General features: G+C 59.1%; 21 protein-coding genes. 7 read left to right on the forward strand and 14 right to left on the reverse strand.

All coding sequences use genetic code 11. The features are described 5' to 3' along the window. Nucleotides 1-32 precede the first annotated feature (32 nt). Nucleotides 33-1,133 (reverse strand): lipid II:glycine glycyltransferase FemX, encoded by a 1,101-nt coding sequence (locus ACS1BR_RS06270; RefSeq protein WP_463561103.1) that lies wholly within the window; start codon nucleotides 1,131-1,133, stop codon nucleotides 33-35. Between the two features lie 341 nt (nucleotides 1,134-1,474). Here ACS1BR_RS06270 and ACS1BR_RS06275 point away from each other — a divergent pair, with 341 nt between their 5' ends. Beyond that, nucleotides 1,475-2,386, forward strand: coding sequence for a DUF3800 domain-containing protein (locus tag ACS1BR_RS06275; protein WP_463561104.1), 912 nt, complete (start codon nucleotides 1,475-1,477; stop codon nucleotides 2,384-2,386). 93 nt (nucleotides 2,387-2,479) lie between these two features. Here the strand turns inward: ACS1BR_RS06275 and ACS1BR_RS06280 are convergent, their stop codons facing one another. The 7 genes from ACS1BR_RS06280 to ACS1BR_RS06310 form a co-directional block, all read right to left on the reverse strand. Beyond that, nucleotides 2,480-2,758, reverse strand: coding sequence for an HPr family phosphocarrier protein (locus ACS1BR_RS06280; protein WP_463561105.1), 279 nt, complete (start codon nucleotides 2,756-2,758; stop codon nucleotides 2,480-2,482). Nucleotides 2,759-2,873: 115 nt separating this feature from the next. Further along, complete coding sequence (ptsP, locus tag ACS1BR_RS06285) at nucleotides 2,874-4,571, reverse strand: phosphoenolpyruvate--protein phosphotransferase (RefSeq protein ID WP_463561106.1); 1,698 nt, start codon at nucleotides 4,569-4,571, stop codon at nucleotides 2,874-2,876. Between the two features lie 53 nt (nucleotides 4,572-4,624). Beyond that, entirely contained in the window at nucleotides 4,625-6,667 is a 2,043-nt protein-coding gene (locus tag ACS1BR_RS06290; RefSeq protein WP_463561107.1) for a PTS fructose transporter subunit IIABC, read from the reverse strand. A 128-nt stretch (nucleotides 6,668-6,795) separates the two neighbouring features. After that, on the reverse strand, nucleotides 6,796-7,758 hold the full coding sequence (locus ACS1BR_RS06295) for a 1-phosphofructokinase family hexose kinase (RefSeq protein ID WP_463561108.1): 963 nt from the start codon (nucleotides 7,756-7,758) through the stop codon (nucleotides 6,796-6,798). Continuing rightward, the gene (locus ACS1BR_RS06300) at nucleotides 7,755-8,546 is read right to left on the reverse strand and encodes a DeoR/GlpR family DNA-binding transcription regulator (protein WP_463561109.1); all 792 of its coding nucleotides are present in this window, start codon (nucleotides 8,544-8,546) and stop codon (nucleotides 7,755-7,757) included. Before ACS1BR_RS06300 ends, ACS1BR_RS06295 begins: the two co-directional genes overlap by 4 nt. A gap of 120 nt (nucleotides 8,547-8,666) precedes the next feature. Continuing rightward, a complete protein-coding gene (locus ACS1BR_RS06305; RefSeq protein WP_463561110.1) occupies nucleotides 8,667-9,143 on the reverse strand; it encodes a VanZ family protein in 477 nt (158 codons plus the stop codon). After that, nucleotides 9,143-9,733 carry a histidine phosphatase family protein gene (locus ACS1BR_RS06310; RefSeq protein ID WP_463561111.1) on the reverse strand — a complete coding sequence of 197 codons (591 nt, stop codon included), beginning with the start codon at nucleotides 9,731-9,733 and terminating at the stop codon, nucleotides 9,143-9,145. The genes ACS1BR_RS06305 and ACS1BR_RS06310 overlap by 1 nt, the downstream gene beginning before the upstream one ends. A 325-nt stretch (nucleotides 9,734-10,058) precedes the next feature. Here ACS1BR_RS06310 and ACS1BR_RS06315 point away from each other — a divergent pair, with 325 nt between their 5' ends. Then, entirely contained in the window at nucleotides 10,059-10,775 is a 717-nt protein-coding gene (locus tag ACS1BR_RS06315; RefSeq protein WP_463561112.1) for a hypothetical protein, read from the forward strand. Here ACS1BR_RS06315 and ACS1BR_RS06320 read toward each other — a convergent pair. The 4 genes from ACS1BR_RS06320 to ACS1BR_RS06335 all read right to left on the reverse strand — a co-directional run bounded on the left by ACS1BR_RS06320 (nucleotide 10,772) and on the right by ACS1BR_RS06335 (nucleotide 15,518). After that, nucleotides 10,772-11,473 (reverse strand): methionine ABC transporter permease, encoded by a 702-nt coding sequence (locus ACS1BR_RS06320; RefSeq protein WP_463561113.1) that lies wholly within the window; start codon nucleotides 11,471-11,473, stop codon nucleotides 10,772-10,774. The two genes, ACS1BR_RS06315 and ACS1BR_RS06320, sit on opposite strands and share 4 nt — an antisense overlap. After that, nucleotides 11,474-12,529: a methionine ABC transporter ATP-binding protein gene (locus ACS1BR_RS06325; protein WP_463561114.1), complete on the reverse strand. Its 1,056-nt coding sequence runs from the start codon at nucleotides 12,527-12,529 to the stop codon at nucleotides 11,474-11,476. A gap of 137 nt (nucleotides 12,530-12,666) precedes the next feature. After that, nucleotides 12,667-13,530, reverse strand: a complete 864-nt coding sequence (locus ACS1BR_RS06330) for a MetQ/NlpA family ABC transporter substrate-binding protein (RefSeq protein WP_463561115.1) — start codon at nucleotides 13,528-13,530, stop codon at nucleotides 12,667-12,669. A 263-nt stretch (nucleotides 13,531-13,793) separates the two neighbouring features. Beyond that, a complete protein-coding gene (locus ACS1BR_RS06335; protein WP_463561258.1) occupies nucleotides 13,794-15,518 on the reverse strand; it encodes a long-chain-fatty-acid--CoA ligase in 1,725 nt (574 codons plus the stop codon). A gap of 57 nt (nucleotides 15,519-15,575) precedes the next feature. Between ACS1BR_RS06335 and ACS1BR_RS06340 the strand changes: the two genes are divergently transcribed. From ACS1BR_RS06340 to ACS1BR_RS06360, 5 genes are all read left to right on the forward strand, one after another. Then, entirely contained in the window at nucleotides 15,576-15,725 is a 150-nt protein-coding gene (locus ACS1BR_RS06340) for a hypothetical protein (RefSeq protein WP_463561116.1), read from the forward strand. A 15-nt stretch (nucleotides 15,726-15,740) separates the two neighbouring features. Then, entirely contained in the window at nucleotides 15,741-16,358 is a 618-nt protein-coding gene (locus tag ACS1BR_RS06345; RefSeq protein ID WP_463561117.1) for a sugar O-acetyltransferase, read from the forward strand. 166 nt (nucleotides 16,359-16,524) lie between these two features. After that, a complete protein-coding gene (locus ACS1BR_RS06350; protein ID WP_463561118.1) occupies nucleotides 16,525-17,238 on the forward strand; it encodes a response regulator transcription factor in 714 nt (237 codons plus the stop codon). A 63-nt stretch (nucleotides 17,239-17,301) separates the two neighbouring features. Then, nucleotides 17,302-18,624, forward strand: coding sequence for an ATP-binding protein (locus ACS1BR_RS06355; protein ID WP_463561119.1), 1,323 nt, complete (start codon nucleotides 17,302-17,304; stop codon nucleotides 18,622-18,624). Further along, nucleotides 18,624-19,640: a hypothetical protein gene (locus ACS1BR_RS06360; RefSeq protein ID WP_463561120.1), complete on the forward strand. Its 1,017-nt coding sequence runs from the start codon at nucleotides 18,624-18,626 to the stop codon at nucleotides 19,638-19,640. Before ACS1BR_RS06355 ends, ACS1BR_RS06360 begins: the two co-directional genes overlap by 1 nt. A 28-nt stretch (nucleotides 19,641-19,668) precedes the next feature. On the opposite strand, the gene ACS1BR_RS06365 is transcribed toward ACS1BR_RS06360, so the two are convergent. Next, nucleotides 19,669-21,147 (reverse strand): dihydrolipoamide acetyltransferase family protein, encoded by a 1,479-nt coding sequence (locus ACS1BR_RS06365; RefSeq protein WP_463561121.1) that lies wholly within the window; start codon nucleotides 21,145-21,147, stop codon nucleotides 19,669-19,671. Between the two features lie 35 nt (nucleotides 21,148-21,182). Beyond that, complete coding sequence (locus ACS1BR_RS06370; protein WP_463561122.1) at nucleotides 21,183-22,163, reverse strand: alpha-ketoacid dehydrogenase subunit beta; 981 nt, start codon at nucleotides 22,161-22,163, stop codon at nucleotides 21,183-21,185.

A 22,163-nucleotide genomic window follows, 5' to 3' on the forward strand; every position in this document is an offset into this window, starting at 1 on the left:
GGTGGGTGGGCGCTGTATACCGAAAAATTATCCTAGTAGAAAGGCTGCCCCGTTTTACGCACCCACAGGCCACGCATCACTTTCTCCGCAAAATTGACCCACACCTTATATTTGACCGGAGACAACACCTGGTCCCACACACCAACATAGTCGATCACGGTCTTGGTAAACGATGTTTTGAAAAGCCCCAAACCGTAATGGTGGTGGTCCTTATTTTTTAGCTGATCTTTGGGAGGGGTCCCGCAGAAGTCATAGCTTGTGATTCCGTGTTCTTTCATGAGGTCGGTGATCGCGGTCCACTGCACCTGGTGGGAATCACCGTACTGCTTACGGCGGGGCTTGGATCCGCCGTCTTTGTAGGTCCCTTTCTCGCCGTAGTTGATCACGTAAGCGCCCACAGAGGGTTCTCCGTCTTCGTAGGTGAAGTAGAGCCGGCCCTGCCCGGCTTGAGCAAAATGTGTCCAGAAATCACGGTAGTAGTCGTAGGAGCGTAGGTGCACCTTGGCGTTCCCCTGCCCCACGGTGTCCATGAGCGCGTACATGGTGCGCATATTTTTTTCGGTGAGCTCCACCCGCTCCACCACGCAGCCTTCACGGGCAGACCTGCGCACCGCGTTACGGCCGCGGGAGTGCAGGGATTTGAGCACCTCTTCTTCGCTCTTGTCGGTGTCGAGGATAGCGGTGGAGTCGTTGGGCTGGATATTCCAGGATTTCACCAGTCCGCTGCCGGAGAGCACAGCGCTAGTGTGATCGTCTGCCAGGATATCCGGTTCAATTTTCACGGCAAAAACACCCAGCTTCTGCTCCCGAATAAAAACCCGGTTTGCCTCGACAATAGCCGGTATGTCCTCAACACGGTCAACGCCTGGGCCCTTGATCATGTACCAGATTTTGCCCAGTACCGGTACCTTTTTTTCAAGCACCAGGTTGTAGCTGGTGAAGGGATTCTCCTCACCGTCGATGTCGGTGGTGCCCTCGTAGACCAGGTGGAGCGGCTTCCAACCATGCTTGGCCTTAACGGAGGCAAAAGACTCCGACTGTAACAGGTTGCCTCCGCCGGGGTTGGAGATCACGTGATCGTCCCAGTGAGCTACTTCTTGGTCAGTGGCAAAACGCGCTTTAAATTTTTGCAAGGGCCTCAACTTCCAACGGGCGCGTCTCCTACACGCCATACAGATTTTTCTCCACCCCAAGTCTAGCGAGATACGGGGAACGTTTACAGCCGGACCGACGTGAGATGGGGCCGGTTGATCGCTCGCTCTGGCCCCTGACTGGTGAAGTGGTTACAAGCACCATCCTCGCTGCTAGTTAAAATTCTCCACAAGTCATTGACGATCTGGTCAACTTCACTGTACGATGAGTCTTGAAAGCTAGAGGTGAGGGTCTGCTCCCAAGAGTCCTCAGAGCGTCATCCCGTAAAAGCTCACGTTTCGGCGTGAGCTTTTGTCGTGATAAAGAAGGATACAGAGAACGTATGCTCTTAGCCTATATTGACGAAATTGGGGAACCAGGCGCCTTCATCTCACGAGATGATCGAAGATACAACACGTCCCCCGGTTTCGGGTACGCCGGTTTCATCATCCCGGAAGAACACGCCAGAGGGTTTGGAGCCATCTTCACCAACGAGAAGCGCAACCGCTTTTCGGGGAAAGCCCCAGACCAGGACATCAAATACCTGGAGGTCAAAGGCTCTGAAATTTTCAGAGGAGAAGTTCCTATCCAGCATCCCGAACACCTGCGTATTTTCTGCTCGCTCGTCGATCAACTGAGAAAAAGTGGAGGGAAACTCTTCTACTACATTGATGAGAAAGAACGTGGCACGCCCAAGCAAACATCTCTAGACGTGGAAGAACGGGAAGCAATAGCGATGAAAGAAACTCTCAACCGTCTAGCTCGCTACGCCGAGACAAAAGATTCAAACATCCTAGTAACCATCGACAGCATCAATGAAAAACAACGGGCTCAGAGAGTAGCCCGCATGTACCAACACATATTCTCTCGATCTGCTGATTATCCAGAGATGCGCAGACTCTTAGAAGCCCCTATGCATCTGGATAGCAAACTATCCTCCAATATTCAGTTCGCCGACTGGGTCGCAGGATATCTGACCAGAGCGCTTGACCGCCAGCTCATTGAAGATTCAGCCTACATGTGGGTGGGCGAAGACGAATCAGCAAATCGGCTTCGAGGCAGCTTCACATATGAATCAAAAGTACGATTGTTCAATCGGTCTCCACAGGATATCTACCACTCTCAGATACTCGACCAAAAAAGGCGTCTTTACCCTCCTATACTTGGACAGCGTATAGGCGACAGCCTCCATTCCAAGAACGTTGCCAGAATACTGGCGGCCAGCAAGAAAAATACAGGACACCAATCCTCATAGTTTAGTAATCTTCTCAAAGCCTCAGCCCCCATAAAAAGGGGTCCCGCTACCGTTACGGTAGCGGGCCCCCTGATCGACCTAGAGAAACCGAGGCTACTCAGCGTCGTGGTCGGTCTCAAGAATCTTGACCAGGGTGTCAAGAGCCTCCTCGGCGCCGTCACCCTCAGCACGGAGCACCACACGGTCACCGTGCTTAGCCCCCAGCGACATCAGGGAAAGAATGGATGCCGCATCCATGGCCTCGTCTGCGGGCTCACCCTCAGCCGCGATGGTTACTTCTACGGGCAGGTCGCCAGCTGCCTCTGCGAAGATAGCTGCCGGGCGGGCGTGCAGGCCAACGCGGCTTGCGATGGTGGCGATACGTTCTGCCATAATAGTTCTCCTTGATTAGAGTGTGGAAAAGCTCTTCCACTATGAGTCTAAAGGAGGTTCAGCGCGTTTTGACGCACCGAACCCACCCACTTGCTATATTTATAGCTTTCTTTATTTATAGCCCGAGCTCATCGAGGATCGGGAGTTCTTCACGGGCCGCAGCCTTAGCCTCAGCAGACGAGATCTGCGAAAGCGCCTTGACCGCGATCTGCTGAGCCTTCTCCCTGGTCACCGACTTCAGCACCGCAGAAACCGCCGCGATAGCCCCGGCGTTCATGGAGAGGGTATCAACACCCAACCCAACCAGCACCACCGCCAGGGCGGGATCGGCTGCCGCCTCACCGCACACGGAAACATACTTCTTGGTCCCGTGCAGCACGGAAGCCCGCTGAGCCCCCTCAACGGTCAGCTTAATCATCTTCAACACCGCCGGCTGCCAGGGGTTGTTCAGATGAGCAAGATCGCCCAGCAGACGGTCCGCAGCCATGGTGTACTGGGTCAGGTCGTTGGTGCCGATGGACACAAAGTCAACTTCACCCAGGATAGCCTCGGCATTCACCGCAGCCGCCGGAGTCTCAACCATCACCCCGCGGGTTTTAATGCCCACCCGATCAAGCATATTCTTAAAGTTGCGGGCCTCAGAGGTGGTGGAGATCATCGGTGCCATCACCCAGATATCCGCCTCGGACCCCTCCGCCGCCTTATTAATAGCCTCTAGCTGGCGGGTCAGCACCCCGGGAACGGTCCAGTCGGTACGGAAACCGCGAACACCCAGGGCCGGGTTCTCCTCCTCCTTCACATTAAGGAAGGGAAGGGGCTTATCCGCACCGGCATCGAGAGTGCGCACCACAATATGCTTACCGGGGAAAGCATCAAAAACCGACTTATAGGTTTCGGCCTGGGTTTCCACCGAGGGCTCAGTGTCATTCCCCAGAAAACCAAACTCGGTGCGGAGCAGCCCCACGCCTTCCGCCTGAAGCCCCGCAGCCTTCTCGGCACTCTTACCGTCGCCAACGTTCGCGTAGAGAGGCACAGAGGTGCCATCTGCCAGCTCGCCCTTACCGCTAAAGTCGGGGAGGGGCTTGCGGTTGGCAAACTTCACCGCGGCTTCCCGCTGATCGGCGGTGGGTTCAGTATCAATCAGCCCCTCGTTGGAGTCAATATAGACCGTAGTGCCGTTGGGGATCTCGGTAACACCCTTGGCCGCAACAATGGCGGGCAAACCCAGCCCGCGGGCAAGAATCGCGGTGTGCGCCTGGGGTCCACCGTCCGAAGTGATCAGTGCGATCACCGTATCGGTGCTCAGGGTCGCGGTATCAGCCGGAGCCAGATCAACCGCCGCCAGCACAAAGGGCTTATCGGATACCGGGATACCCGGGGCCTGCTGGCCGGTAAGCTGCGCGACAATCCGGGCGCGGACATCCTGGATATCGGTCACCCGCTCCGCCATATAGCCGCCCAGGGATTCCATTTGCTTGGCAAAATCGGTGGCCGCCTCCCAGATAGCGCGCTCGGGGGCCATACCCTGCTTCTCCACCAGCTTTTTAGCACCCTTCAGCAGTGCGCGGTCGGTAGCCATCTGTGAGGTCGACTTGAGCACCGCCTTGCCGTCGCGGCTAGCGTGTTCGGCACGCTCTAGCAGGTCCGCTTTAACAGCCTCGGCGGCCGACTGTATCCGGGCCGACGCCGACTCAACGGTTTCACCGGCAGCAAGCTTGAGTCCCGCTTTAGGCTCCCTAATCTGCTCGGGCATCTGCAAGACCTCGCCGATCACGCGGCCGGCATAAACACCAACACCCTTATAGGTAGTCATCACTCTTCCTATCTTTGAAGGTTTTCTCTCATTGGAGAAGAGTCTACCCGCGTTTACGCGGCAACCTCTTCTTTCGTACGTGCTTGTGAAGTCAGTGATTTCAGCACCACATAGATCAGCGCCGAAACAACCGTACCCGCAGCAATAGCCACGATCATCATGGGCCAGTTGGTCACCAGCGCGATAATCCAGATACCGCCGTGCGGCGCCGGGGAGGCCACACCTGCACCCATTGAGATCGCGCCCGCTACCGCGGCACCGACCACGGAGGAGGGGATCACGCGCAGGGGGTCAGCGGTGGCAAACGGAATAGCGCCCTCAGAAATAAACGATGCCCCCAGCAGCCATGCGGCCTTACCGTTTTCACGTTCGGGCGCGGTAAAGAGCCTCGGCCGAACCGTGGTAGCCAGCGCCATAGCCAGCGGCGGAACCATGCCCGCGATAATCACCGCGGCCATAATCTGCTGGTTGGCCAGACCCCCCTCAGAGAGACCGGCGGTCGCAAAGAGATAGGCTGCCTTGTTAACGGGGCCACCCAAGTCAAAGCCCATCATGGCTCCCAGAATGATGCCCAGCAAAACAGCCGAACTGCCGGACATGGAGGCCAGCCAGTTCTGTAGACTCTCCATCACCCAGGCGATAGGACCGCCCAGGATAAAGTACATGAGCCCGCCGGCAAAAAGGGTAGCCAGCAGGGGTGTGACCACCACCGGCATCATCGACGCCAGCCAGCGCGGCATCTTGGGAAGCGAAAGCCAGTAGGCGCAAAGACCCGCGAGGAGGCCAGCCACGATACCCCCCAGGAAGCCGCCACCAACCTGCACGGCCACAGAACCGGCGATAAAGCCCGGGGCAATACCGGGCCGCTGGGCCAGACCGTAAGCAATATAGGCCGCAAGCGCGGGAACCATGAGGGATAGACCGAAACCACCGATAAAGTGCAGGGCGGCACCCAGATAGAGGGAAAGCGGCACACCGTCCAGGTTAAAAAGTGTGGGGTGGCTGACCGAATCGTCGCTCATACCCAAGATCATCTGGGGGTCAACATCACCCAGGTTGGGCATGGTGATCGACTCCAGCATAAAGCCCAGGGCAACGATAATACCGCCCGCGGCCACAAAAGGAATCATGTAGGAGACACCGGTCATGAGCGCCTTGTAGATTCGGGTCCCCCAGGAGCCCTCAGCCGAGGCGGTCTCTTCCGTATCCACTCTCCCCGCAGCAACACGCTTGCCCCGGGGGTTGGCGGCCTCCGCAAGCGCCTCCTCGATCATGGCCTTGGGTTCGTCGATACCGCGCTTGACCGGGCTTTCAACCACCGGTTTGCCGGCAAAACGTTCGCGGCCCCGCACCGGAAGGGCGACAGCGAATACCACCGCGTCAGCCTCATCGATATCGGCCTGAGTGAGCTTGTCCCCTCCAGCCGAGCCCTGGGGCTCCACCTTGAAGTCGTAGCCCATCTCCTCGGCAGCGTAGGTGAGTGCATCTGCCGCCATATAGGTGTGGGCGATACCGGTGGGGCAGTTGGTGACCGCAACAATCTTTTGACGGGCAGGGGCAGCCGTACCCGCACCGGGTTCAGCCCCACCGGTAGACGCCGGTGCGGTCTCCGGGGCGGGGGCTACAGCCTCGGTACCGTCTTCATTCAGACCCAGGGCACCGTTGACCGCATCAACGATCTCCCGCTCGGTCTGTGCCTCACGCAGCTGCCGGGTAAAACTCTTCTTCATGAGAGAGCGGGCCATGGTGGAGAGAATCTTCAGGTGATCCTGATCTGCCCCCTCCGGCGCGGCAATAAAGAAAATGAGGTCGGCCGGACCATCTTTAGCACCAAAATCTACCGCTGGTTTGGGCCGGGCCATAGCCAGGGTGGGCTCGGTGACAGCGGCCGAACGGCAGTGCGGAATCGCCATACCGCCGGGAATGCCGGTATCGGTTTTCGACTCGCGCTCCGACGCGGCAGCATAGAGTTCGTCAAAACTGGTTGACCTGCCCGCGTCAGTCACGGCTTGCGCTAGATGCCTAATCACATCAAAGCGAGTATCACCAAGGTTCTTGTCCAAAAGCACAAGATCCGTAGTAATGAGAGCAGACATGCTCGCTCCTCCTCTAAAGGATTTTTAGTGCGCATCCACCGTTGCCCTTCCCGTACACGGGAATGTACCCGTCGGGGCGTGGGGCTGCGCTCAGTGTTATGAATAGATGAAAATTTTTACCCGCATATTTACAGGTTTACTTCGGTGAGCGTGACCGCCTCGGGGGTGGTTTCGGCGAGTGAGGGAACCTGTGTTCCGGGAAGAGCGGCCGCGGCAGACCCGTGGGCCACAGCCTGTACCAGACAGTCAGCCGGGCTCTTGCCCTGTTCGTGAGCGATCAGGTAACCGGCCAGGGAACAGTCGCCAGCACCCACGGTACTGCGCACCGTCACCGGCGCGTGTCTGGCATGCCAGGCGCCGTCAGGGGTCACCAGCACAGCACCTTCACCGCCCAGGGTTGCCAGTACCGCGTCAACACCGCGGGTCACCAGCTGCCGGGCGGTATCGGCGGTGAGCTCGATATTTCCCTCCAGCTCCTCGGCAGAATCCGGCCGCCCCACGAGCTCGGCAAGCTCCTCAGAATTGGGTTTGATCAGGTTGGGCATTCCGTCTTGACCATTAACCGCGTCCCGAAGAGCATTACCCGAGGTGTCCACAGCAATGAGCGGGGCCTGCTCCCCCAGCGCTTCGCGGATAGCGCGCCCCACCACCGAGTAGTAGTCACTCTGCACACCGGGAGGTAGCGAACCCGCCAGTACCAGCCAGGAAGCATCGTGGGTCTCTTGAATCAGCAGGCGGGTAAGCTGCTGCTGGGCAATATCGTCGAGGGGCTCACCGGGTGCGTTAATTTTGGTGGTGGTACCACCCGGCTCAACCACGGTGATATTGGACCTGATAGGGGCCCCCACCGGCATGTTGGTGTGGGTAACCCCCTCCTCACGCAGGAGGGAAAGTACGGGGTCATGGTCATCTCCGGGAAGGATCGCGACCACCCCAAAATCTGAGGCCTGCAGGGCGCGGGCAATATTCACACCTTTACCACCGGGGTCCTGCACCGCGCGCTCAGCCCGGAGCACGGCCCCGCGCCTAAGCTCACCGGGCAGTTCCACGGTACGGTCCATGCTGGGGTTGGCGGTTAGTGTAACAATCATGCGATGAGTACCTCCACATTGGATTCTTCAAGCGCTGCCGCAAGCTCGCCCTCGGGCGCTTGATCGGTAATAAGGGTGTCGATGTCTTCAAGGCCGGCAAAGCGAACCAGGGATTCGCGGCCGAATTTAGCGGAGTCGCAGAGGAGCACAACCCTGCGGGCAGATTTGACAATAGCCGTTTTAACGACCGCCTCGTTGAGGCCGGGGGTGCTCAAACCGAATCCGGCGTCAAGACCGTTGACCCCGATAAAGGCAATATCGGGTCGGATGGCAGCAAAGTGCTCTGCCGCCCGGGCACCGATTGCGGCCCAGGTCATTTTGCGGATCTGCCCGCCCACCAGGTCAAGCACGATACCGTCTGCCTCTGCCAGTTTCACGGCAATGTGCAGGGCATGGGTGATAATCAAACGGTCAGCACCCGATTTGAGGCTGAAATTTTCCGCGGATATCCTGTCGGCTAAAATCTCGATGGTGGTGCCGGCGTCAAGAATCACCGCACCCACATCGGAGTCGCGCAGAAGTTCGTAGGCTCTCAGGGCTATTTTCTGCTTTTCGGGGGTGTTCATATTCTGCCGCAGAGCAATGGAGGACTCCACCGAGGTGGATTGCTCCACCGTCACGGCCCCGCCGTGGACCCGGCGCAGTTTCCCCTCAATCTCCAGGGCGGCCAAGTCCCGCCTCACGGTTTCCATGGTGACTTCATAACGGCGCGCGAGCTCAGCGCCGTTGACCCTGCGGGCCGACGCTACAAGTTTGGCTATTTCAGCGCGGCGTTCTTCTGCGAACATGGGGAGCAATCACCTAGCTAGTGTGGGAAAAAGTTTGAATATACCCTTGCGATTTGATTTTATGTGGGTTTATGTTGTTTCGTCAATGTATGCCCGCCGTATCGGGTGCCAGATTTTTGTTCAGATGCTCGTCGACGGCGGTTTTTGCCGCCACCGCCCCGGAGACATCGCCAGAATCCAGCCCACCAGCGCCCCCGCAGTATTCGCCGCGATATCGGCATAAGAGGAGGTCCGCTCGGGCATAAAATACTGGATCCCCTCAATACCACACGAGGCCACAAACGCTCCCACCGGAACCCAAAAACGCTGGGACACCGGCAGAAGCAGGGTCAGCAGAAAACCACCGGGCACGAACATCACCAGGTTGGCCAGCCACTCCACCAGCCCATAGTCAAACCAGGCGGGTAACCATCCGGATGAATGCCCCAGGTTCAGCAGCTGAACCAGCCCGGCTCCGCCACCATTGTCGTCAACATGCCGGGGCCAGAAAACGGTCAGGGCCACCGCGGCCAGGTAAAAAACCAGCAGTACCCGGCAGGCTCCGCGCCACCGCTCTACTCGGCGGACCAAACCGGAGCCCCCGGAGGTGTTATCCACTAGGGTTTTCCCTCAAGCAGCGGCTCGGTTGATTCGTCCCAGGCAAAAAGGCCGGTCAGTGGAACCTCCAGCGCCTCGGCGTTGGGCACTTCCCCGGGCCAGGGCTTTCCGCGAGACGCGCTGAGCACCCGGCGAATAAGAGAACCGTGGGAAACCGCGATAATACGCTGCCCCGGATACGCGGCAACGATTTCGCGCAGGGTGCCCACCCCTCGCAGGTAAACCGACCGCTCCGATTCCACACCCGAATAAAAGGCATCGGGCTCCCGCCGTGCCGGGGCAGGAATATCTACGCCCTCGGCCTCACCGTAGTGGCGTTCCACCAGGCCCGCATAGGTTGCCGATACGCTCAACCCCAGAACAGAACCCACGATCCGGGCTGTTTCGAGGGCACGAGAAAGCGGCGATGACACCAGCACATCGTAGCGGTGGCCAGCCTGCCTCAGGAGGTCCCCGGTGAGCTTCGCCTGCTCGCGGCCGCGCTCATTGAGCGGAATATCTGTGGAGCCCTGCATGAGGCCCCGCTTGTTCCAGTCGGTTTGCCCGTGGCGGATCAGGGTCAGACTTCCGGAAAGATCGGGTGATACCATAGACTCCTCGCTTAGCTCCTGTGAGGTGAGATACATTGACGGTGGCGGATGGACGCTACCGGGGAAAGGCTGGTGGGACCCGGTGGTCTCCGGGCGATGCTGCCGGCCGAGCCGCCCCTTTATTATCGCAAAGGACACCGGGCCAGCACCCGTTTCCGTTGCGGGAGCTTGAGCACACCGGATCTTATACCGTGGTCCACTGCGGTAGCTGAATAGGTTTTTCGCCCGACCTGTGGTGTCGGTCTGTGAAACAATGGTGGCATGACCACTACCGCCACCAGTCTCACCCCCGATCCGGGGACGGTCAACCTCGGCTAGGACCGCTATGGGACACACCGAAGATTCTATGACGAATAAGCCCACCGGCAAGTACGGTCTCCGCTACCGGGATATGAGTGAGGCTGAGCTCGAATACTATCGCGACTTCTGGCAGGATCCTCCCCCGACCGCGGGTGACCCCGGCTATGTGCTTCCCGCCCACCGCTCGGTAACCGCGCGTATCCGCATGGCAACCGGGTTAAGTTTCACGCTTCTGCTGGTGGGACTACTACTGGCTTTTATTCCCCTGCTCGCAGCAAACCTGATTCTTGCCAGCCTCGGAGCAGCGGTCGCCCTCACCGGAGTCGGACTCCTGATTGCCGTGCGCCGCCGCTCCTTTGCACCCCTGCGCCTGCCGGGGCAGAACCCGCTACCGCGCAATAAGAGGGCGCGCTGGTTCTGGTTCCCGCACCTTCTCACAGCCGCCGGCCTGGCAACCGCCATCGGGGCAATTGCGATCATTCCGCGGGTTTTCGCCGGTGCCCCGCCGGAGGTTGTTCGTAGCCATACGGCCCTGTGGGGTGAGCTGACACTTATGCTCTGGCTCCTGGCAGCACTCTTCTACGGCCTGATCGCCCTGGCGGTGTACACCCCCGAGGACACCGACGACTCAGTGCTACGCCCCACCGACTTTGCCGACAGGCATCTGGAAAGAGACCCGACCCGTGGCAGGCACCGGGACGACGATGACCTCTACGACTCGGGCTGGGTCACCGGCCGCTAGCGCCGCATCACCTTACGGGCGAGCAGGTTGCCCACCAGCTGAATCAGCTGCACCATCACAATAATGACGAGCACAACCGCCCAGGTGATCGCGTCATTGAACCGCTGGTAGCCGTCCACCAGGGCAACATTGCCCAGGCCACCGCCGCCGATGTATCCGGCCATAGCGGACATATCAACCACCCCGATCACCAAGAAGGTGTAGCCCAGAATCAGCGGGCCCAGCGCTTCGGGGACCATGACCGTAAACAGGATCCGTGACTTTGAGGCGCCCATGGCGCGGGCCGCCTCAATCACACCGGGATCAATGGACACCATGTTCTGCTCAACAATGCGGGCGATAGCAAAGGTTGCCGCAAAGCACATGGCAAAAACCGCCGCGTTGACGCCCAGCCGCGTATCGAGTACCGCCATGGTGAGCGGCCCCAGCGCCGCGATCAGAATAATAAAGGGGATCGGGCGGATAAAATTCACGAGCACGTTCAGAAAAATGTTGACGGGCCGGTTCGCCAGGATGTTGCCCTGCCTGGTGGTGTAGAGTAGCGCACCCAGCACCAGTCCCAGTGTGCCGGCAATAACCATGGTCACCGACACCATGTACACGGTGTCAAAAAAGGCCGGAACCAGTTTCTGGGGGATAAAGGTTTCCCAGTTTACCCTTGCTGCGGCTACCGGACCTGCCTGTATAACAGCCTGCATCTAGCGCACCTCCTTCACTCGGGTCACCGTGCCCAGCTCCGCAATAACAGCATCCACGCCGGTGACTTCACCGATAAACTCCAGGGTCAAATTGCCGTAGGTTTTCCCCTGTAAGGTCTCAAGGCCACCCTGCACAATATTGAACTGAATACCCCGGTCGCCCAGATAGGAAAGCACCCTACCGATACCGCTGTTCCCCTCGGTAATCTCAATGTTCACCAGGTACCCGCGGTGGCGGCTTTTGAGCTCAGCCGCCTCGTCCGAGGTGGGGGCCTGCTTCACGGTGGTCGCCACAAACCGCTGCGCCACGGGGGTTTGCGGATTGGAAAACACATCGTAGACGTTGCCCAGCTCAACCACCTTGCCCAGCTCCATCACCGCCACCCTGTCAGCGATCGAGGACACCACGTCCATCTCGTGGGTAATCACCACCACCGTGATCCCCAGCTCCGCGTTGACCTTCTTCAGTAGGCCGAGTACCTCGGAGGTGGTCTCGGGGTCTAGAGCTGAGGTCGACTCGTCGGCAAGCAGTAGGGAGGGCGAGGTGGCGAGCGCACGCGCGATACCCACCCGCTGTTTCTGTCCGCCCGAGAGCTGGTCAGGGTAGTGGTTGGCCTTATCTGCCAGCCCCACGAATTCAAGCATTTCGACGACCCGCCCCGCCCGCTTCTCCTTGGGGTAGCCGGCAACCTTGAGCGGGAATTCTACGTTGCCGGCAACGGTGCGGGAGTTCATGAGGTTGAACTGCTGAAATATCATGCCGATGTTTTGGCGGGCCTGCCGCAGGGCAGATTCGCGCTGCCCCGAGACGGTGAACCCGTCAACCGTCAGGGTGCCCGAGCTGAGGGTTTCCAGCCCGTTGATCAGGCGCACCAGGGTTGACTTGCCCGCACCGGAGTAGCCGATGATCGCAAAGATTTCTCCCCGCTTGATGGTGAGAGATACGTCATCGACCGCGGTGACGGTGTTTTTACCGCTTTTGAATACCTTGGAGACGCTATCGAGAACCACCATCTGGTTGGATGGCTGGTCTGCCTTCGCTTCTTCTGTGCTCATGGTTAGGCTTTCATCGGTTGGGTTCTGTGACGGTGTATGTCTACGGTCTGTAGACGGATTAAGCGGTAGCCTCCCCGGCCTGCCAGCACGCTGCGCCGTGGCGGGCGGGGTCAGCTACCGCTTGATCCCTGTAGCGATTACTGCTGGTTGCGCAGGTTTTCTTCTTCTCTCTGAAGGGTGGAGCGGAGTTCACCCGTATCGGTTGTTACCTCAACCGCTGTGCCCTGGGTGTCTTCGTTCACTACTTCTTGGACCGCTGCGGTGTGGAAGAGCTCAACAATTTTTTTGTAGGTCTCGTTATCGGCATCATCGGCCCGGGATACGAAGAGGTTGACATATTTTTGGGCTGACTCGTTGGCGGGGTCGTCCTGGGCTAGGGCCTCGCTGGGGTTGAGCCCGGCATCTGCGATGAAGTCGTTGTTGATGACCGAGCCGTCTACCGAGCCCATGGAGACCACGGTCTGGGCGGCGTCGACGGCGGTGACACTTACCTTGGAGTTAGCGGTATCGACGTCGTCAACGGTGGGGGAGCTGATGTCGTCTGAGGTCAGCGTGATGAGGTTGTTTTCTTTGAGGAGGAGCAGGGCCCTGGCCTCGTTGACGGTGTCATTGGGGATGGCGACGGTGCCGCCTTCGGGGATGCTCTCCAGAGAATCGTGCCTCTGGGAGAAGAGCGCCATGGGGTAGATGACGGTGGGCCCAACGACCTGGAGGTCATCTCCTGCCTCAACGTTGTAGTTGGAGAGGTAGGCGATGTGCTGGAACCAGTTCATGTCAATATCGCCGGCGTTGAGTGCGGGGTTGGGCTGGGCGTAGTCGCTGAACTCGCGGTATTCGATGGTGATGCCCTCGTCGGCGGCTACCTCTTTAAGTTTGTCGTTGACCGGGTCGGTACCCACCACCCCGATGGTTACGGTATCGGATGCCTGATCGCCGGAGGAGCCGCAAGCTGCCAGCGCGAGGAGGGGGAGGACAGCTAAGGAGGCAACAAATTTCTTCACGGCTATGAATCTTTCTGTTGGGTATATGTATGGGCGGCCACTTCGGCTTCTACTCGTGTGAGCCGGTCGGTTTATGAGTGGCGGTCTCCCCTTTTGGGAGATGTCTTCTTATTGAACCATGCCGCCGCGTTCACCACGAAACGGGCGTGCCCGTGGCCAGTTTTAAGTCTTTTTGCGTAGCCGGGCAGACTATTCTGTAACATTTCGTCATATTTCGTAACATTGCTTCACACAGCCTCCTGCGATCCGCCCGGCCCGCCCGCTTACTGCTGCCCGTAGGTTTCCTCAAGCTGTGTGCGCACCTGCCGGCGCAGGGTTTTCCCCAGCATCGAACGCGGCAAATCTTTCACCTCAAAAATCTTGCGGGGCACCTTATAGCGGGTGAGCTGACCGTAACAGTACTCGCGCAGTTCTGTCTCATCAATCGCGTAACCGTCCGCCGCGACCACGGCCGCGACCACCATCTCACCGCCGCCTTGACGGGGCAGGCCCACCACCGCGGCGTCCTGGACAGAGTCGTGCCGGCGTAGCGCCACCTCAACCTCGGTGGGAGTGACGTTGAAGCCGCCGGTAATAATCACCTCTTTGATCCTGTCAACAATGTAGAGGAAGAAATCACTGTCGAGCCGTACAATATCTCCGGTACGCAACCAGCCCTGGGCGGTCACGGCCTGCCAGGTTTCCTCCTCCCGCTTCCAGTAGCCCCGAAAGCGCTGGGGCCCGCGCACCCACAGCTCCCCCTCTTCACCCAGGGGAACATCGGTCAGCGTCTCGGGATCAACCACCCGGATATCGGTGGCCGGGAAGGGGATACCGATAGATCCAGCCCGGCGGGTGGTGTTGAGCGGGTTGCAGGCAACCAGGGGGGCGCACTCGGTCAGGCCGTAGCCCTCCACCAGGTAACCACCCGATTTCTGCTCCCACTCATCAACCAGTTCCGGTGGCAGGTTCATGGCCCCCGATACCGAATAGCGGATACCCTCCAGCGAGATATTTCGGGCCTCCGCCTCGTCGAGCAGCCTACGGTACACCGGGGGCACGGCCGGCAGAATGGTGGGCACGGTTTTCTTCATGGCTTTCAGTATCAGATCAATATCGACGGTGGGAAAAATCACCAGCCGGGCACGGCAGATCACGGCGATGGTCAGCCCCAGTGTCATACCGTAGGCGTGAAAGAGCGGGAGCACCGAGTAGATAACCTCGTCATCGCCGGGCTGAATCCATTCGTCACCCATGCGGGCGTTGGCCTCCAGGTTGCGGTGGGTGAGCATGACCCCTTTGGGCGCACCCGTGGTACCCGACGTGTAAAGCAGCAGGGCGAGATCTGCGGCGGTGGGCCGGTGGTGGCTGGACTCTAGAGGCTCGTTGTTGAGCAGGGTTTTCCAGGCCCTAGTACCTCGCGCGCGGCCCTCAAGTTTCTCGCGAGAATCCCGCATTGATTTCACGGGTAGTTTCAGTGCCGTGCGCATGTGAAAGGGCATGGCCGCAATCATGTTGACAGCGTATATAATTCCCGGACGAATATCGGCGGGCAAGTCGACCAGGTTTTCTGCCGCTTTATCCCACACGATCGCCACTTTGGCCCGGTGGTCTTCAAACATGTGCCGTAGCTCGGCCGACGTGTAGAGGGGGTTGTGTTCAACCACCACGGCACCCAGCCGGATCACCGCGTAGAAGGCAACAATATGCTGCGGGCAGTTGGGAAGCACGATTGCTACACGGTCTCCCGCGTTGACCCCCGCACGCCGTAGCCCCTCGGCCACCCGAAGAATCTGGTCACCAAGCTGGGCGTAGGTGGTTTTTGCGCCAAAGAACTGTAGGGCAATCTTTGAGGGCACGTCGCGCACCGCTGCTTCCATGAGATGGCTGAGCGATGTCTCGGGGAGGTTGAGTTCGCTACCGGTTTCAGGTCTATAGTTTTTTACCCAGGGCCGGTTGATGAGGGGCCAGTTTTCGTCGGTCTGCGAAGTGCTCTGAGCTTTATCCATATCCACGATTCTGCCATGAAGCACCGCGGTGCGGGTATTTCCTGCCATACTTTGAGTATGGCTAAAAAACAACTACCCCCGCTCACCGAAGACGATGTTCGTTTTCTCATTCACCAGATTGTTAAACGAATGATTCTGGTGGGCCTTGGGGCGGTATTTCTTGGTGTGGCGATTATTGCCGCTCTCGCCCTGTGGTATAACGGCTAATTCGAGGAGAGATACATGACCGAACGAGTTTTTGACCGCATGGTGGCGGGCAAAGCCTACAAGCCCGATACCGAATGCGCCGAGATATACCGGCGCGGGGTTACTCTGTGTGCCCGCTATAACGAACTGTACGTGCGCGGTGACTCAGCGCGCGGGAAGGTGCTGGAAGAGCTTTTTGGTTTCCTGGGTGACTCGGTGGAGATCCGGCCCACTCTTCAGGTTGACTACGGTATTAACACGAGCATCGGCTCGGGCTGTTTTTTCAACTTCAACACCGTGATTTTAGACGTCGCACCGGTGACCATCGGGGATGCGGTGCTGGTTGGCTCAAACGTACAATTTCTGACCCCGACCCACCCGCTCAACCCTCACGACCGCCGCGACGGCTGGGAGGGTGGGCTTCCCATTACCGTTGAAGATAATGTGTGGATCGGTTCCGGAGCCATTATTTTGCCGGGGGTGACGATCGGTAAAAATGCTGTGGTCGGTGCCGGTGCGGTGGTCTCCCGGGATGTTCCACACCATGCTGTGGTGGCGGGTAATCCGGCGCGGGTTATCAAGACGGTGGGGGCCGACGAACGCCCGCAAACCGGGCAGTTCAGTGCCGCCGCCCTGGGTTTAGCCACAGGCTAGACAGTTTGTAGCCACTTTTAGGGCATCGTTCGCTTTCGGGGATTTTGCTTCTGAGTCCACGGTAGAATTACATCGGATTGAGATGATATAGATTTTATAAAGTCACCTCTCACGGTGGTCGGCCCACTACCCGGCCGGAGTGAGAAGATATTTTTATGGGGGAAATATGGTTGACACAAAGGTTGCGATCGTTGACGATCACGAGGTGGTTCGCGAGGGGCTAAGGGCTGTTGCCGGAAAGACTAAGGGAGTTCAGCTGGTGGCTACAGCCCCCACCGTGAGAGAGCTTCTGGTAGCGCTTGGCCGCAATCCGATAGATCCCAGCGTGGCAGATTTGGGCAAGCATAAACGTGAATGCGATGTGGTGCTGCTCGATCTGTCTTTGCAGGATCGGTCGCGGCCCTCGGAGAACGTTGACCTGCTTCGGCAGGCAGAGATTAAGGTGCTGATTTTTTCAATTGGCGAGAACCCTTCTCTGATCCGTGAAGCGCTCAAGTCGGGCGCCCTGGGGCTGGTGCGTAAGTCTGAGCCGCTCGAGCAGGCGTTGGCCGAGGCAAAGAACATTGCCGAAGGCCGGGCCGTGGTCACCAAGGAGCTTGCCGCCGCGATTGACGGCGACCAGGAATTTTCGCGGGCAACTTTGTCCCCGCGGGAGCAGGAGACCCTGCGGCTCTACGCCTCAGGGTACGCCCAGGTGCAGGTGGCTCGTCGTATGGGCATCAAACAGTCTGCGGTCAAGACAAATATTGACCGTATTCGCGACAAGTACGCCCGCGTGGGCCGGCCGGCACCGACCAAAATTGATCTGCGTATTCGCGCTATCGAAGACGGCCTGGTGGACAGCATGGAGGATGTGAGGAGCGCCGAACGCCAGTTTTAACGGGTTGAGAGATACTATTTTAAGAGTAGATCTCCACCTGTTCACTCGCTCGGAGGGTTCTCATTGTCGTATACAACGGGGGCGACCAAGGATCTTGCCCAGGCTCTGCGCACGTCCCGCCGGTCGTTTTTGAGGCTCCGGTCCTACACCGGAAAAACTCTTGTTGGCCCCAGCAGTTATGTGCTCTGCTGTACCCTGGAAATATTCTTTGCCTGTTTCGGTCTAGTGCTCATCTTCCAGGCATATTTTCCGCTGTCGCAGCAGAGCACCAATTTTAGCTACTGGCACCTTATTTTTGTGTTGCTCATCCTGCTCAACAGCACATGGCTCATTTATAAGGGAATCCGCCGGGAGTTTTCACGGGCTATTGTCACCCCCACTCTGGTGATCTCCTACCTCGCCTACCTCAGCTACCCGCTGGCAATTCAAAGCACCGCAACTACCCTAATCCCCTGGTGCGCCTTTATCGGCCTCTACGGTCTCCTTGCGCCTCTCACCACGGGCAGCGCCATCTACCGCACGTTGGCCCACACCGTTGGTTTCATTATCTGCATCTTCTACAGTGTGCTGGTTTCAGCTCTGGTCACCGGCAAAAGTGCCGACGTCAACCAGGTGCTCCCCCTCGTCCTCCTTTTTACCGGCTACGCCACCCTTCTTGGTTTCTTCTTCTGTATCGCCCGCTTCTATGCCGAGCGCTCTGACGTGCTCTACACCGAGACCCTCACCGCCCACCTCCAGTTCAAGCACAGCCGCGACCAGTCACATATTCTCCAAGAATTTAACAAGCTGGTACACGACAACGTGATGGCAGCCCTGCTTGATGCCAGCCGGACCGAGGGCCCTATTGCCGACCGTACCCGCGCACTGGCGCAGCGGGCTATCTCGGTGATTGAGGACGAAACCAACCGGCTCTCCCCCGCACAACCCATCACTTTTCAGCAGCTCACCGAGCAGATTGCCGTGGGTGTGGCCCCCTGGAATTCTCGGCTACGTTTTGTTGAAGATTCGGATTCGGTGCTGGGTCTGCCCAAGGCGGATCCCGCCTCAGAGATACCCTACGCTGCCGCCCGCGCCTTCACGCACGCTGTCACCGAGGCGGTCTCAAACTCTGCCCGCCACTCGGGTAGCCGTACCACCCAGATTAGTGTGCGCACCGAAATGCGCCGCTCGTCCCGCTCCTCACGGTCTTCGGAGGCCCGCCCCTATATTTTCTGTACGGTATCGGATCGCGGGCAGGGTTTTAATGTTAATAGTCTCGATATCCGCCGCATGGGTGTGCGGGTTTCGATGGTGCACAGCATGGTGGAGGCGGGCGGTAAAGTGTCTATCCAGTCCGCCCCCGACCGCGGCACCAAGGTTGTTGTACAGTGGCCCGGTGATCGCTAATGCCCAACGAATACTATTCCACCCCTTTCTTCCGTATCAGCCTGGTCATCTACTTTGCCCTGGTCGCCTGTGCCTTCATTTTCTGGTGCAATATCAACGACTTTTACACTCACGGCATGTGGCTGCCGCTCAGCGCATATATTGCGCTGAGTTTTATCCTGGTTTTCTTTCCCAATAATTCTTTTGACCTACCGCCCGTGCTGGTACCGGTGATCCAGCTACTGACCCTTATCTTTCTACAGATCATGTTGGAGAAGCTGCCGGCCAGGGTCAATATTCCGGCCCTGGTGCCGCTGCTGCTGATTATCACCCTCATCTGCGCGGTGATGGTACAGCGTAACTGCGCGGTTGCCGCCTGGTTTCTTTTCTTCTTCTCCATGCTTCTGGTGGTCAAGTGGCACCTGGGTTTCTACAATTTCCGCTATTCTGTGGTTTTGGAATTCCTTATACCGGCAGCGGTGGTGGTGGCCAGCCATATTTTCAAGCACCATATTTGGGCCGCCACCCAGCGCGCCCAACAGTCGAGGGTTCTACTGCGCAACGCCGAGCTCGGGCAAGCCCAGGAACGCGGGGTCAGCGACGTCGCCTCCCGCCGAGTAGCCGAGGTGCGTGAACTCACCGAAGACATGCTGCACCGTATCGCCTACAACCCCGAGCCCGTCACCCGCGAAGAGATAGATAATTTCCGTTTCACCGAGGCCCACCTGCGCGACACCATTCGCGGGCATCACATCGTCAACCCAAGAATTTTGGAGGCAACCCTGGGCGCCCGCCGTCGCGGAGCCAAGGTGGATATTCTCGACGAACGCGGCCGGGACCTGCCGCCGGAGGTCGTACAGCCGCTCACCGCCTGCGCCGTTGACCTGCTCGAAGATGTTACCGGTGGAACCGTCACCATTCGCGCCTTCTCGGCAGATGACCCGGTTGCGGTGATGATAGTTCACGACGGAAATTCCGAAGATGACGAACCTTCCGCCATCGAAATAGACCAGGTGGGCAATGTGGAGCGCTTCTAGGCCGCGGCCCGGGGCAGCCCGGCCGGGCCTACTCGTCGAGGAGCAGGGCCGGTTCTTCGAGGACTGCCGCCACGTCCGCCATGAAACGGGCCGAGAGGTCGCCGTCAACGATGCGGTGGTCAAAGGATCCGCCCAGGGTGGTGACCCAGCGCGGGATCACCTCGCCGTCCACCACCCAGGGTTTCTGCTTGATGGTGCCGAAAGCGATGATTGCCGCCTCGCCGGGGTTGATGATCGGTGTCCCCGTATCAATACCCAGGGAGCCGATATTGGTGATGGTCATGGTTCCGCCACTCATCTCAGCCGGCTGTGTTTTACCTTCGCGCGCGCGGAGGCTGAGCTCGTTGAGAGCGATGGCCAGGTCGCGGAGAGAGAGATCTTGGGCGTCTTTGATGTTGGGTACCATGAGTCCGCGCGGTGTTGCCGCGGCAATACCCAGATTCATGTAGTGCTTGATGAGGATCTCTGAGTCTGTCCAGGTTGAGTTCACCTGCGGGTTGCGGGCGGTGGCCCAGATGGCGGCTTTGGCGAGGATCAGGAGCGGGGTGACCTTGATTCCTTCAAAGTGCGTGGAGGTTTTTAGCCGTTTGACGAACTCCATGGTGCGGCTTGCGTCAACATCGACAAAGATTGAAACGTGCGGGGCGCTGAATGCGGAATCCACCATTGCCTTGGCGGTTGCCTTGCGCACCCCGCGCACCCTGATCCTTTCGATGCGGTCGCCGCCTATTTCTTGCGGCAGCCAGAAAGAATCGGGGAGAACCGGCTGGTTCTCCTGCTCGTCGCGCACGTGGGCGGCGTAGCTGAGGAGGTCTCGTTTGGTGACCTGCCCCTGCTGGCCCGTGGGGGTGACGTCGGCCAGGTCGATACCCATGTCCTGTGCGGCTTTGCGCACGGGGGGTTTGGCCAGGGTGGGGCGGCGTGGGATGGAGGCTACGGGATGGTCAGCTACCGGTTCTTTTTCGCTGCCGGGTAGCCGACGCAGTCCCCCCTCGATGAGGGCCGATGCCCGCTCGGTGAGACCGCCCAGGGGCCCGCGCAGCAGTTTGCGGTCCTGCTGTTGGCTGCTTTCCGGCTGCACCGGCCGGTTATCCTGTACCGGTTCCGGCCGCATCGGGAGTCCGGTGGGACGCCGACGTGCCCGCCGTTTGACCGGGTCGGCCTTGGGGCCGGAACCGACCAGGGCTTTCTCCTCCCCCGTCTCAGGGCTGTCTGCTCCGGCTGCGGGAGCCTGTAGAGGCTGGCCGGTTCCGCTTTCGGGGCTGTCCTGCCCACCGGAGATACCGATCAGCGGGGTGTCCACCTCCACGGTTTCACCCGCCGACACGAGTATTTCTTCAACGATCCCCTCATAGGGTGAGGGAAGTTCAACCACCGATTTGGCGGTCTCTATCTCCACGATGACATCGTTGACGGCGACACGGTCGCCTTCTGCCACTTTCCAGGCAAGGATCTCTGCCTCGGTCAGTCCCTCGCCAACGTCGGGAAGTTTAAAAATCTGCGACATCTATATTTCCTTAGGTTCTGGCCTGCGGGTGTGTACTAGTAGGCAAAGGAGCGGTCTACCGCTTCAAGGATACGGTCGATACCGGGCACATAGTCTTCTTCGGCACCGGGCACCGGGTAGGGAATGTGAAAGCCGCCCACGCGCAGCACCGGTGCCTCCAGCGAATAGAAGCACCGCTCGGTGACCGCGGCCGCCAGCTCAGAGCTGACGCTCACAAAGGCGGTTGCCTCCTGGGCGACCACCAGTCTGCCGGTTTTTTCGACCGAGTGCGCCACCGTCTCGGTATCCAGCGGTGAGAGCGAGCGCAGGTCAATAACCTCGATATCGTGGCCGTCTTCAGTAGCCGCTTCTGCCGCTGCCAGGGCCACCGGCACCAGGGGGCCGTAGGTGGCCAGGGTCAGGTCTGAGCCCTGACGCAGTACCGCGGCCCGGAAGGGGTCGTAGTCCTCGTCGCTGAAATTGACCTCGCCCTTGAGCCAGTAGCGGCGTTTGGGTTCCATAAAGATAACCGGGTCGGGGTGCTCGATCGAGGTGCGCAGCATCCAGTAGGCGTCATGGGCGGAGGAGGGGGTGACCACCCTCAGGCCGGGGGTGTGCGCAAAGTAGGTTTCGGGAGATTCCGAATGGTGCTCAACCGATCCCACCGCCCCGCCGTAGGGTAGCCGGATGGTAACCGGTACCCGGTAGGCGCCGCGGGTTCTGCCGTAGATTTTGGAGAGCTGGGAAGTGATCTGGTTGAAGGCGGGAAACACAAAGCCGTCAAACTGGATCTCGGGTACGGGGTAGTAACCGCGCAGGGCCATACCGATCGATGTGCCCACGATACCCGACTCGCCCAGGGGGGAGTCCATCACCCGACTGCTCCCAAAATCGGCTTGGAGGCCGTCGGTGACCCGAAAGACTCCACCGAGCTTACCCACGTCTTCACCGAGCACCACCACCTTGGGGTTGGCCTCCATTGCGTGGTGCAGTGCGCGGGTGATGGCCTTAGAGAGCGGTATTTTTTCTACGGACAC

This window comes from Rothia sp. 18CD1-1 (assembly GCF_055285355.1).

What these genes read in the sequence shown, in the direction of transcription:
- ACS1BR_RS06350 (WP_463561118.1), top strand. Translation starts at nt 16,525, where the DNA reads ATGGTTGACACAAAGGTTGCGATCGTTGACGATCACGAGGTGGTTCGC.
- ACS1BR_RS06335 (WP_463561258.1), bottom strand. Translation starts at nt 15,518, where the DNA reads ATGGATAAAGCTCAGAGCACTTCGCAGACCGACGAAAACTGGCCCCTC.
- ACS1BR_RS06320 (WP_463561113.1), bottom strand. Translation starts at nt 11,473, where the DNA reads ATGCAGGCTGTTATACAGGCAGGTCCGGTAGCCGCAGCAAGGGTAAAC.
- ACS1BR_RS06275 (WP_463561104.1), top strand. Translation starts at nt 1,475, where the DNA reads ATGCTCTTAGCCTATATTGACGAAATTGGGGAACCAGGCGCCTTCATC.
- ACS1BR_RS06315 (WP_463561112.1), top strand. Translation starts at nt 10,059, where the DNA reads ATGGGACACACCGAAGATTCTATGACGAATAAGCCCACCGGCAAGTAC.
- ACS1BR_RS06300 (WP_463561109.1), bottom strand. Translation starts at nt 8,546, where the DNA reads ATGTTCGCAGAAGAACGCCGCGCTGAAATAGCCAAACTTGTAGCGTCG.
- ptsP (WP_463561106.1), bottom strand. Translation starts at nt 4,571, where the DNA reads ATGACTACCTATAAGGGTGTTGGTGTTTATGCCGGCCGCGTGATCGGC.
- ACS1BR_RS06360 (WP_463561120.1), top strand. Translation starts at nt 18,624, where the DNA reads ATGCCCAACGAATACTATTCCACCCCTTTCTTCCGTATCAGCCTGGTC.
- ACS1BR_RS06290 (WP_463561107.1), bottom strand. Translation starts at nt 6,667, where the DNA reads ATGTCTGCTCTCATTACTACGGATCTTGTGCTTTTGGACAAGAACCTT.
- ACS1BR_RS06295 (WP_463561108.1), bottom strand. Translation starts at nt 7,758, where the DNA reads ATGATTGTTACACTAACCGCCAACCCCAGCATGGACCGTACCGTGGAA.
- ACS1BR_RS06340 (WP_463561116.1), top strand. Translation starts at nt 15,576, where the DNA reads ATGGCTAAAAAACAACTACCCCCGCTCACCGAAGACGATGTTCGTTTT.
- ACS1BR_RS06310 (WP_463561111.1), bottom strand. Translation starts at nt 9,733, where the DNA reads ATGGTATCACCCGATCTTTCCGGAAGTCTGACCCTGATCCGCCACGGG.
- ACS1BR_RS06280 (WP_463561105.1), bottom strand. Translation starts at nt 2,758, where the DNA reads ATGGCAGAACGTATCGCCACCATCGCAAGCCGCGTTGGCCTGCACGCC.
- ACS1BR_RS06325 (WP_463561114.1), bottom strand. Translation starts at nt 12,529, where the DNA reads ATGAGCACAGAAGAAGCGAAGGCAGACCAGCCATCCAACCAGATGGTG.
- ACS1BR_RS06345 (WP_463561117.1), top strand. Translation starts at nt 15,741, where the DNA reads ATGACCGAACGAGTTTTTGACCGCATGGTGGCGGGCAAAGCCTACAAG.
- ACS1BR_RS06365 (WP_463561121.1), bottom strand. Translation starts at nt 21,147, where the DNA reads ATGTCGCAGATTTTTAAACTTCCCGACGTTGGCGAGGGACTGACCGAG.